Genomic DNA, 10368 nt, shown 5'->3' on the forward strand with positions numbered 1-10368 from the left:
CGTAGTGATCCAACTTGACGTTTTCAAATCAAATTCCCCGAGACTTTGCAGTCGGCGATAGAGTTCCTCCGTCATGATCAAAACGCCGATTTCTTTTGCTTTCCATTCGGCGCTGCCTGACGGCGGGTTTTTAGCACGCCCCTGTAATGCCTTTTCGTCATAGCCGATGGTATCCGGTTCTCCGCCGCTCTCCTCCATCCTTCTCAAAACATCCATGGAGCCCGGATGCTCAAGCAAACGTTTCTCCACGTCAAGCCAACTCAGTTCCATATGAAGATTCTTATTATCCTGAAACCTCGCTTTTAATATTTCTAACATAGTTTTCCCCTCCAATCCCCGATTTGACATGCTTCAAGCAAGCGACAATTCGTAACACGCAATATTGCAAATTCGGTTTTAATCTATATGGAATTGCTAATATCTGAAATGGCGCTCTCAATAAAATTACCTCCACAAACCACCGATTTGCTTAATACAAAGATTCTAACCGTTTCAACAATAAAAATAAAGTCCACTGATATGAGCTTCATTCTTCACTTCCATTTATCTGTGAATGGTAACGATGACTTTGGAAGTATTGTGCTCAGCATATTTATTGTCGTTGATTTACCGGCACCGTTTTCTCCAAGGAAGGCAAACAGCTCACCCTGCTTTACGAAAAAAGAGATATTATTTACGGCAGTCATTTCACCATATTTTTTCTGCAGTCTACTAACTTCTATTACGTTTTGCATTTTGAACTCCTTTCATCGAAACCTTTCTTACGAGATAGATACTACCTCATTTCCCCCACAAAAAAAGCACAACTCAGGTGAGTTGCACTTTTCGTAAGGTGATATACATTTTTTAGTTTCAGGACAAATCCAGACGCCCCGAAATATAGTATTTGTAATGATTTTTCTTGCAATATTCTCTTATTTTATTGCTCAATTCTTTATCCTTGGTGTATTCCAGCAGATAGCATTTTTTATGGGCACATTTTACAGTCTTTAAGTATTTTTGGAAATATTTTGTTTCATCGGAGTCGTTTTCCCCAAACTTATCCTTATCATAATCAATTATTTTTGAAAAAACCGTCTCCTGATTTACACCATCAAGAATCCCGTTAAGGTTGCCATTTTTCTCGTAATATTCTGTGACGAAGGTATCTCCTCCATTGATTATGACTTTTCCCTTTTTGCTAAGGCCTTTGAGAATATTTTCCACACCGGCATATATGTTTTCAGTATGATACAGATAATAAACATCGATATTATCTACAAAAAAACCATCTACTCCGGTTTCATCTATCTCCGTAGAAAGCTCATTCAGGATAAAATTCTGCCATTTCTCCGTTGAGACATCGACCCATTTTTCATCAGGCCAATTATCATACACACCAAGTGTTATATCTTCGAATCTGCTGTAATAATCCCGATAATTCTCTATAGCTCCTACATTGATATAGCTGTAGACTTTATGTCCCTTTTTCTTTAGCTTCTTAATATCTTTTGATGAAAAGCCATTCTGAACATCGAGGACAATTGTCTTATAATCCCCAAACTTTTTCATGGCACTCTTTCCGGCATTTACCGATAGAAAAACGCCGTAATCGTAAGCAAATTTATTCCCGGCACAAACATTCATGCTAAACACTCCCATAAAAAAGCATACGCACAATGTCAGCACCATAACCCTTCGGCTTAAGTTTCTTTTAGCCACATATATTAAATTCCCCATGATAAACCTTTTCATTCTCCTCACATATATTATTATTTGCCCGTAATTATTTTACAAAGCATAATCTGAAATGTACATAAGCTATTCATTAAAACTCTGAAATGAAGCAGATCCTTGTTGCTGCGTTACAGTTCAGACCCTTAGAATTATTCATATGCGCAAGTGATAATATCATCTATAAGCTGGAATTAAATGTTTTAGCAAAAAGACATAACCCGTCTTCTATTCCCTTAATCGTAAAGATCCTGAGCATCGGATTTAATCATCTTTCTGATTATCATAAACTGCTCCCATTTATATTCATGCTTCACTTCTAGCCATGTATGTACTCAACCTCATCAAGTTTACCTGTAATATGATTCCTATTTCCGGTAGGTACAAATCCATTCCGCAAATACAAGCGCTCTGCTCCGTGGTTGTTCTCTAAAATCCAAAGAACCGGAGTATGGCCGTTAGCCTGAATCTTAGAAACAGCATACTCAAGAAGCTTGGTTCCATATCCTTTATTTTGGAATTCCGGCAGAACATATAAGTCTTCGATAAGTCCTCCATCAATTGATACCACTGCCACGGGATCCTTGTCATATAGGATAAAGAATTCGCTACCTTTATCGCGCTTACCTGCTATATAATTCCGCTGATTCTCGATGGAATGCTGCTCAATAAAATCTGCGGAGCAAAATGAACGGTGGGATTCCTTCCAGGATATAGAATGGATTCTGGCCGCGTCCAGTATGTTCTTATCAGTCACAGGGACAATGGAATAATTCGCCAAGTTCCCCCAGGGCCCGGGGTTGCATTTTTCTGCTACTTCTAAAAGTCTCTCTGCTTCCATTCTTGTCGGTAACATGATCCTTCCTCCATTTACCGGAAAAGATGTGGTGTTGTTCAACACTCTTTTCCCGAATTATTAAAAATCGATCCGACACAATGATACTCTATACCCTAAGGGCAGGGTCAATTGCTATTATTATGGGCTCTTGAAATGATAACATGCCCTTTTGCCTTATCTCCTGAAACAGTCAAAGTATATGTTCCTTCAGTCTCTATCCCAACCTGAAACTGAAACTCCGTAGATTCATCAATAGTTCCACGATAAGCAGGCTTATCATCACCTTTTTGAATGAGTAAAGATATCGTTCCGGATTCAGCCTCTACCATTACATCAAGGGCTTCCCCTTCCTTCATCTCCAGTTCATGAGAATAAGATGTATTAAGCACTTCGAAATCTATGTCAAAGTGATCTTTATCTCCGGTCTTGCTCCCGCTAAAGGTAGCTCCTTCTGCACAAGCACTCAGAAATATCGTGGCAATAAGCACTGTTACAACCATTAATTTAATTCTCATATGATGTTTCATACTACCTCCAGAAATGTAGATGTTTTCTGTATCCTATTGATGATACTATATTTAAATGCAGAAAAAAAGGTAGATCAGTGTATGTGGGTCACTGTTCTACCTCTTTCTATGAAACTAAAAGACTAAAGAAATATATAATATGATTCCGAATATGTAAAGTGAACTCCCTTTTTCTCAAGCATGTTTGCAAGTCCTGCATAGGAACAGGAAGAATTGAAAGTCATATACTTCATAAGCATCCCCTTTGCCATTACTCCCAATTTAGCAGTGTCTAGCCCGCAAAACAAGGCTTTAAATGCAGTGTTTATCTATGGTATAATATATATAGGAAGAGAAAGGGCGCCACATAATGTGACGCCCAATTTTTTTTATATAACATTACTGCATGAACCAGTTATTCATCAGTATCATTTTTTAGTATTTCTAGGAACTCAGCGACTGTGACTATCTCGATTCCTTCATATTCTTTTACTGTAAAAAGATCCTTGTCGCCACTAACAATATAATAGCATTTTGAATCTATAGCACACTCTAAGAACTTATTGTCGTCAGGATCCCTACAAACATCAACTTTAGTTGATACCTCTATAACTCGGCATTTGGCTTCAAGGTCTATGAGAGGTACTTTTGGCTTCTTTCCCGGAAACTTATATTTCAGGTATTCTACAGTCTCAGTGTATTCTTCCAGAATCTCAGCTGACGCATATGCATCAATCCGATTTGTCATTACGTAATCTATGACTTCTTCAGGCTTCCCACCGAAGAATATTGCTGATGCCACGACATTTGTATCTATAACAACACGCATCAGGCTTTTCTCCTCTTCCTGACTGTTTTAATGGCATCATTTATATCCTCTTCTGTCATGCCGACATTTTTAGCCCATTTCTGGGATTCTTTCATGAGGGAATCGAATTCATTTATGTCTGGCGCAACAATAGGTTTAAGCAGAATATTATCTCCATCTGTCACAACTATAAGTTTGCTTCCAGCATCCAGGGAAAGCGCGTCTCTGACTGTTTTAGGCAGTACCACCTGTCCTTTTGAAGATACTGATGTTACTTCAGTGATCATACTCATTTGGCGTCCTCCTTTGGTAAGAATTTCTTACTTAAATGATACCATTTTTCTCTCCATACGTCAATTTAAGGTTATTTACTGTTATAGTAGCTGCTATAGGCTACTTCAAGCTGACGCTTTAGTTCCTTATTCTCTTCCTGTAGCGAGATTATCTTGCGTTTTAGACTATCAATTATTGCTTTGCTATTTGAATCGGAAAGCTCAACTTTTCTTCGGGCTTTTGAAGCTGAAGTAGGGACATTATCGCGGTAAGATTCGATTTCTATCCCTAAAATGAAGATTTTATCGCAACTTCAAGTATTTAATAAGTCCAAAAAGGTTGCGATAACCTCTTCACTGTTCGTGATGTTAGTTGCATTCTATAATTTATCTATGGATAAATTATCTAAAGAACAAATTCTTATGAACAAGGCAAGCAGAATGATTGATTTGATTTTAGTGTATTAGATTCGGATTGAACTAACTCACATCCGTACTCAAAGCGATTCATTTATTACTGCTTTCAAAGTCTCCGATGACTCTAGTAATGCAGCCTTTTCCTGCTCGCTGAGTCTGATTGGCACAGATCCTTCAACGCCATCTCTTCCGACAATAGCCGGCATGCTGAGAGCGACGCCATCAATGCCATTCTCACCGTGCTGAATGCTGGATATAGGAAGAACTGACTTTTCATCACGTATGATAGCCTCACAGATACGCCTTACACTCATGGCAATTCCATAATAAGTAGCACCTTTTTTCTCGATGATCTCATAAGCACTATTCTTGACAGTTTCAGCAATCTCTTTCATAGCTTTTTCATGCTCGAAATGTCCTCTCATCTCGCAGAAATCATGGATTGGAATTCCTGATACATTTGCACTACTCCATGCTGCTATCTCGCTGTCTCCGTGTTCACCTATGATAAATGCATGTACTGAACGGCTGTCTACACTCAGGTGCTCACCAAGAAGATATTTGAATCTGGCCGTATCAAGTACTGTTCCTGAGCCAAATACTCTGTTTTCAGGGAAGTCACTGAGTTTGGCTGCTGCGTATGTAAGAACATCAACAGGATTAGCCACTATCAGAAGAATTCCATCTTTGTTGTACTTTGCTATTTCCGGAATAATCGACTTAAAGATTCCCACGTTCTTTTTTACGAGATCGAGCCTTGTCTCGCCGGGCTTCTGTCCTGCCCCTGCCGTAACAACCACAACTGCAGCATCGCCTGCATCATTGTAATCACCGGCATATATCTGCATTGGCTTTGCAAAGGGAAGTCCATGGCTGATATCAAGAGCCTCACCCTCAGCCTTCTCCTTATTCACATCTATCAGCACCATTTCGGAAAAGAGCCCACTCTCCATTAGGGCAAAAGCTGATGCTGACCCAACAAATCCACAACCTACTACTGCTACTTTTCTCTCATTTAATGCTGACATAATATGCCTCCTTTTTTCTTGCTACATTCAGTATAAACTCACTTATATCAAAAGCCCATGAAATATTTGCTTACTGGGAAATTTACTCAAGTATCTCACCATTTCTGGAGATTGTCACAACCTGCCAAGGAAGAAACTTTCCGCTATTCTTTATTGCATTCTCTGCAGCTCTCTGTAGCCCTCCGCAGCATGGAACCTCCATTCTTACTATGGTCACGCTGACAATATCGTTGTTTGAAATGATCTCCTTAAGCTTCTCAGTATAGTCGCCTTCGTCAAGTTTCGGGCATCCAATCATTGTAACCTTGCCCTTCATAAATTCCTCATGCATGTTAGCGTAGGCGTATGCTGTGCAGTCAGCTGCAATAAGGATCCTGGCCCCATTATAAAAGTCTGCTTGCGTTGGAAGGAGCTTTATCTGGCATGGCCACTGCATCAGTCTTGATGGATGAGTGCTCATTCTTGATATCATGTCCTGTCCGGGATCAGTGTCTTCCTGATTGCCACTCTTAAGTGTCATAAACCTTGAACCGGGACATCCATGTCCTGCAGCGTGTTGTTCCATTTCTTTCATCATCTTGTTTTCGCACTGATGCATATCTTTTACCAATCCTTTCTTCTCCTGTGCTGCCTTTACTGCTGCTTCGTCATACGCAGGCGCTTCTCTTTCTTCAAAAGAGATTGCTCCCATTGGGCATCCCGGCAGACAGTCCCCAAATCCATCACAGAAGTTCTCTCTTACCAGTTTTGCCTTTCCATTCACAATATCAATGGCTCCTTCATGACATGCGTTTGCGCAGATACCGCAGCCGTTACACCTTTCTTCATCGATTTTTATTATCTTTCTTACCATCATTAAACCTCTCTGTTTGACCTTTGTTCTTGTTCTGATGGTGTTAGTATAATATACTGTTCATAACAAGTATGTTGTTCAAACCACATTTTGGAGAAAAATTTATGAACCTTGAAGGTATAGAAAAGAGTAGATTGTTCCAGGGAATGACAGCTAAAGAACTGTCTTCATGCATTGCTTCACTGGATGCCAGGGAAAAGAAATATCGAAAAGACGATCTGATTCTCCGCGCGGGAGAGCGAACTTCAAGCATAGGTATGGTACTCTCAGGCAGTGTTACTATTGAAAGCAATGACGTCTGGGGCAATTGCTCTGTCTTAAGCCATGTAAGCAAAAATCAGTTCTTCGCGGAAACCTATGCTCTACTTGGCGAAGTCCTTCTGGTTGATGTCAGAGCAAATGAAGACTGCCGAATTCTCTTTTGTAATATAAGGAACCTTCTTGAAGACAGCAAAAAGAGCTCTCCCTGGAAGGAAAAGCTCCTAAAAAACATACTTATTATTTCATCTCAGAAAAACCTTGTCCTCTCCGGACGCAGTTTCCATACTTCTCCCAAGAGCTGCCGTGGACGCCTTTTGTCATATCTCAATGCCATCGCACTCCAGACAAGTTCAAGGGAATTTGACATTCCCTTCAACAGGCAACAGCTTGCCGATTACCTTAACCTCGAAAGGACCAACATGTCAAAAGAACTCTCGCACATGAAAGATGAGGGGCTTATCGAATATAGAAAAAGTCATTTCAAGCTTATTAAGGCGGATTAAATTCAAACTAAACGACATGAACCTGCAGGCTGCTCTGCTTCTAACGCTGCTGACGACAGCTCAAGTAATGGAATAGGGCTTATACGTTTATAAACTTCTTTGTACTGTCGCTAAGTTTGTTCGTAACCTGGTTGTTATTATCCATGGCCTCTCCGATTTCTTGAATTTCTCCCACAATCTCCGTAGAGTTGGAAGCTGAAAGGCTGATGGCCTGTGTGGACTCTTCAACGGAATCGGTGATTGTAAGAATTGAGTCTGCCATGCTGTGCATTGTGTTATCAAGAGAGTCTGCCTTCTCAGTAAAGCCTTCAAGAATTTCATTCATTATCTCTGCTGTACTCTCGTATTTCTCTCCTGTCTCAACAAAGGCTTCATAATCGGCAATAACAGTATTGTTGATAAAATCTACAACCTCGATGGCATTATTCGAAAGCTCCTGAACAGCCTTTGTCACATTCTCACTTATAGTCTGAATATTTCCGGCTGTCTGTCTGCTGTTATCGGCAAGTGCACTGATCTCCTGCGCAACTACCGCAAAGCCCTTGCCGGCTTCACCTGCTCTTGCAGCCTCAATGCTGGCGTTAAGTGCAAGAAGGTTTGTCTGGGAAGCTATATCGAGGATAACCTTGGTAAGTTCTCCGATCTGATTAACCTGCTCACTTTCCTTTACTGACTCATCAAGGGTCTTGCTGAGCGCCTCAACTCTGGCACCTGTATTCTCCTTCTTCTGCATAGCCTCATTCTTAATGGTATCAGCTTCCTTCTGGATCTCGCCTGCACGCTCTTTTCCTGAAGCAACCTCATCATTGATGCTCTCCACCGCATCTCTTACATCATTGAGCTGCTCCTTAATATGAGAAGCTGTAGTTGACACATTGTCCATGCTGGCTGAAAGCTCCTCAAGCGCCGCTGATGTGTTGGTGATGTTGTCGTTAGCCAAAGCGATCTGTGAGGTCATCTTGTCTGCGGAATCTGTAAGAATGAGTGTTCCGCTCTTAACATCTTTCATTACGCCCTGCAGGGTTTCAATAAAATCATTTATGCCGTCTCTTATAAATACAAGCTCATTTCCAGTCTTAACATTTACTCTTGCTGTAAGGTCACCCTTTCCGGCGTTGATATCATTTATAATTTCCTGAACAGAGTCGGAAATCTTAACAATAACTTTGGTGATAAGAACAAATGAAACATATAGGTTCAAAAGAAGGCACACGATAAACACAACCATTCCTGTTACATTCATGACAGTTATCTTACTTTTTGACTGTGCCATATAATTTACAACATTACCCTGAAGTGACTCCACCGATGCATCAAGGGTTGCCATGCCTTCTTTGACACCTTCCATGTTAGTCATATAATCTCCGGTAAGTATCTCCGAGGCAACACGTCCATCGCCGGTTGTCATCATGATATTGAACACTTCATCAACGTTCGCAATAAGAGCCTTTGCCGAAGCATCAAGCTGTGTCGTTGCGTTTGGATTGCCATATATAGTAAACTCATCGCCGATTTCTTTTACAAGAGTGGTCACTTCGCTCTCGTAGGATTTAAGCTCGCTTCCGATTCTCTCTTTATCAGCATCAGTGTAATATGCCCATAGTCCCAGTGCGCTCTGAACCGTTCCGTCAATCCTGGCCAGATCTTCCTTAACTGTTCCCTCTTTATGAATCAGCCCGGTTACTCCGGCAATTATACCCTGAGCACTGTCAGACATGGATGATATTCCATCGTTAACAATGTAGCTTACTATGTTAAATACCAGCAACATCAGAATATTAAAGAACAAAATCTGAACCGGAATAGATTTGAAAAAACTGACCTTATTTTTCTTGTTTTCAGTTGTCCTTGACATAACGACACTCCTTTCAATTTAATAAATATTCACCTATATATATTATACAGATAAGTATTGCATTGTTTTACGTTTAATATTTTTTTAATAAAATTAAATAAAAAATGCATAAAAACAATCGAGTAGGCTGACTCCTACTCGATTTCGCACACGAACATTCCGCACTTCGTGCTCCATGTTCTTACAACCGGCAAATGAATATGTATGCAAGCATCCATTCGCTTGCCGGTCTTGTGCAACAAAAAAGCAGGCAGCCTTACCAGCTACCTGTACAATCTTTGCTTTATTCACGGAACCCAGGTGATAAGGACCTCGGCATCTCCGTCTATTGTAAATTCTCCGCTTCCCGCAGTCACAAACAGCGACTCTCCTTTTTGAGCTCTGCTGAACTTCAGCCAGAAGGATTCCTCCTATTGCATGAAGTGTTCCCGGAGTTATAAGAAGGACATCCCCCTTCTTTACATGCTCTTTATGGAGAACTTCCTCCAGTGTGTTATTAGAAATCCTCTGTTCAAATTCTTCTTTTGTTATTCCCCTGTTAAATCCCTGATAGAGATAAGCGCCTTCCTTAGCATCCAGCACATACTACATCTCTGTCTTACCGTGCTGGCCTTCGTTGGCCTTGGCATATACTTCATCGGGATGTACCTGGATTGAAAGAGGCTTCCTTGCATCTATGAGCTTTATCAGAACATGGTAGTGGCAAACCCGATATTGCTGAGATCCTGATTAAGGCGTGTGGAGGAAAAGAAGCTATCCCTTCAGAGGAATGGGAGAAAGCCAAAGCTTTTGTTAGAAATAAGGGTGAGAGGCTTGAGAAAGTAAGGGCCAATTATCCTGATCATTCTTTTGAAAAAAGCGATGACGCGATGAATAAACTCTATGAATTGTTCGAGGTTGAACCAGTAAAGCGTATCATTAAACATGACGGAGTATCACCGATAATTGTTGATAGTACACTTCCAGCAGGAAAGATTCACGACATGCTTTGTGATTATCTCGTTTCCGGAAATGGAAGCTGCAAAACAGTTCAAGGAGAAGTTATTAGGATCACGGGATGCGTTGCTGACGAAGTATATCGTAACGGGGGTGCCAACTGGAGTCGTGGCTACAGAAAAATGGTCAATAACCTTCCTAAATATTTAAGTTTAGGACAGCCTTTGTCAGAATCCGAACTTGAAGAAGTCGATGCTATCTCAAAGCCACTTCCTAATCAGGGCATGACTGAGATTGAAAGGCTTGAAGAACTTGCAGTTAAGTGGGTAAGTATGAATAGTTTGCCTATTTCATTGGAAGATGTTTCGTAATATTACA

14 protein-coding genes are annotated in these 10368 nt (G+C 40.6%); 2 read left to right on the forward strand and 12 right to left on the reverse strand.

Annotation, left to right across the window (positions count from 1 at the left end):
* From NXH67_RS00695 to NXH67_RS00735, 9 genes are all read right to left on the reverse strand, one after another.
* On the reverse strand, nt 1-318 hold a 318-nt coding region (locus NXH67_RS00695), incomplete at its 3' end, for a DUF4256 domain-containing protein (RefSeq protein WP_272796013.1).
* Nucleotides 319-533: 215 nt separating this feature from the next.
* Nucleotides 534-734 (reverse strand): ATP-binding cassette domain-containing protein, encoded by a 201-nt coding sequence (locus NXH67_RS00700; RefSeq protein ID WP_330676536.1) that lies wholly within the window; start codon nt 732-734, stop codon nt 534-536.
* Nucleotides 735-852: 118 nt separating this feature from the next.
* A complete protein-coding gene (locus tag NXH67_RS00705; RefSeq protein WP_272796014.1) occupies nt 853-1551 on the reverse strand; it encodes an endo alpha-1,4 polygalactosaminidase in 699 nt (232 codons plus the stop codon).
* 481 nt (nt 1552-2032) lie between these two features.
* Nucleotides 2033-2569 (reverse strand): GNAT family N-acetyltransferase, encoded by a 537-nt coding sequence (locus tag NXH67_RS00710; RefSeq protein ID WP_272796015.1) that lies wholly within the window; start codon nt 2567-2569, stop codon nt 2033-2035.
* A gap of 107 nt (nt 2570-2676) precedes the next feature.
* Nucleotides 2677-3078, reverse strand: a complete 402-nt coding sequence (locus NXH67_RS00715) for a hypothetical protein (protein ID WP_272796016.1) — start codon at nt 3076-3078, stop codon at nt 2677-2679.
* A 394-nt stretch (nt 3079-3472) separates the two neighbouring features.
* Nucleotides 3473-3886, reverse strand: a complete 414-nt coding sequence (locus tag NXH67_RS00720; protein ID WP_272796017.1) for a putative toxin-antitoxin system toxin component, PIN family — start codon at nt 3884-3886, stop codon at nt 3473-3475.
* Nucleotides 3886-4152 (reverse strand): AbrB/MazE/SpoVT family DNA-binding domain-containing protein, encoded by a 267-nt coding sequence (locus tag NXH67_RS00725; protein ID WP_035788805.1) that lies wholly within the window; start codon nt 4150-4152, stop codon nt 3886-3888. Before NXH67_RS00725 ends, NXH67_RS00720 begins: the two co-directional genes overlap by 1 nt.
* Before the next feature lie 482 nt (nt 4153-4634).
* Nucleotides 4635-5582 (reverse strand): L-lactate dehydrogenase, encoded by a 948-nt coding sequence (locus tag NXH67_RS00730; protein ID WP_026668848.1) that lies wholly within the window; start codon nt 5580-5582, stop codon nt 4635-4637.
* Between the two features lie 82 nt (nt 5583-5664).
* Complete coding sequence (locus tag NXH67_RS00735; protein WP_022779764.1) at nt 5665-6435, reverse strand: ATP-binding protein; 771 nt, start codon at nt 6433-6435, stop codon at nt 5665-5667.
* A gap of 104 nt (nt 6436-6539) precedes the next feature.
* Between NXH67_RS00735 and NXH67_RS00740 the strand changes: the two genes are divergently transcribed.
* Nucleotides 6540-7199, forward strand: a complete 660-nt coding sequence (locus tag NXH67_RS00740) for a Crp/Fnr family transcriptional regulator (RefSeq protein WP_022779763.1) — start codon at nt 6540-6542, stop codon at nt 7197-7199.
* Between the two features lie 79 nt (nt 7200-7278).
* Here the strand turns inward: NXH67_RS00740 and NXH67_RS00745 are convergent, their stop codons facing one another.
* The 3 genes from NXH67_RS00745 to NXH67_RS18360 form a co-directional block, all read right to left on the reverse strand.
* Nucleotides 7279-9054 carry a methyl-accepting chemotaxis protein gene (locus tag NXH67_RS00745; RefSeq protein ID WP_272796019.1) on the reverse strand — a complete coding sequence of 592 codons (1776 nt, stop codon included), beginning with the start codon at nt 9052-9054 and terminating at the stop codon, nt 7279-7281.
* A 93-nt stretch (nt 9055-9147) separates the two neighbouring features.
* Nucleotides 9148-9636 carry a hypothetical protein gene (locus tag NXH67_RS18265; RefSeq protein WP_330676539.1) on the reverse strand — a complete coding sequence of 163 codons (489 nt, stop codon included), beginning with the start codon at nt 9634-9636 and terminating at the stop codon, nt 9148-9150.
* A 3-nt stretch (nt 9637-9639) separates the two neighbouring features.
* On the reverse strand, nt 9640-9744 hold the full coding sequence (locus tag NXH67_RS18360; protein ID WP_334305009.1) for a hypothetical protein: 105 nt from the start codon (nt 9742-9744) through the stop codon (nt 9640-9642).
* 179 nt (nt 9745-9923) lie between these two features.
* Here NXH67_RS18360 and NXH67_RS00755 point away from each other — a divergent pair, with 179 nt between their 5' ends.
* Nucleotides 9924-10361 (forward strand): hypothetical protein, encoded by a 438-nt coding sequence (locus tag NXH67_RS00755; protein WP_051139965.1) that lies wholly within the window; start codon nt 9924-9926, stop codon nt 10359-10361.
* The last annotated feature ends 7 nt before the right edge of the window (nt 10362-10368 follow it).

It is taken from the genome of Butyrivibrio sp. DSM 10294, assembly GCF_028539135.1.
Taxonomy (GTDB): Bacteria; Bacillota; Clostridia; order Lachnospirales; family Lachnospiraceae; genus Butyrivibrio.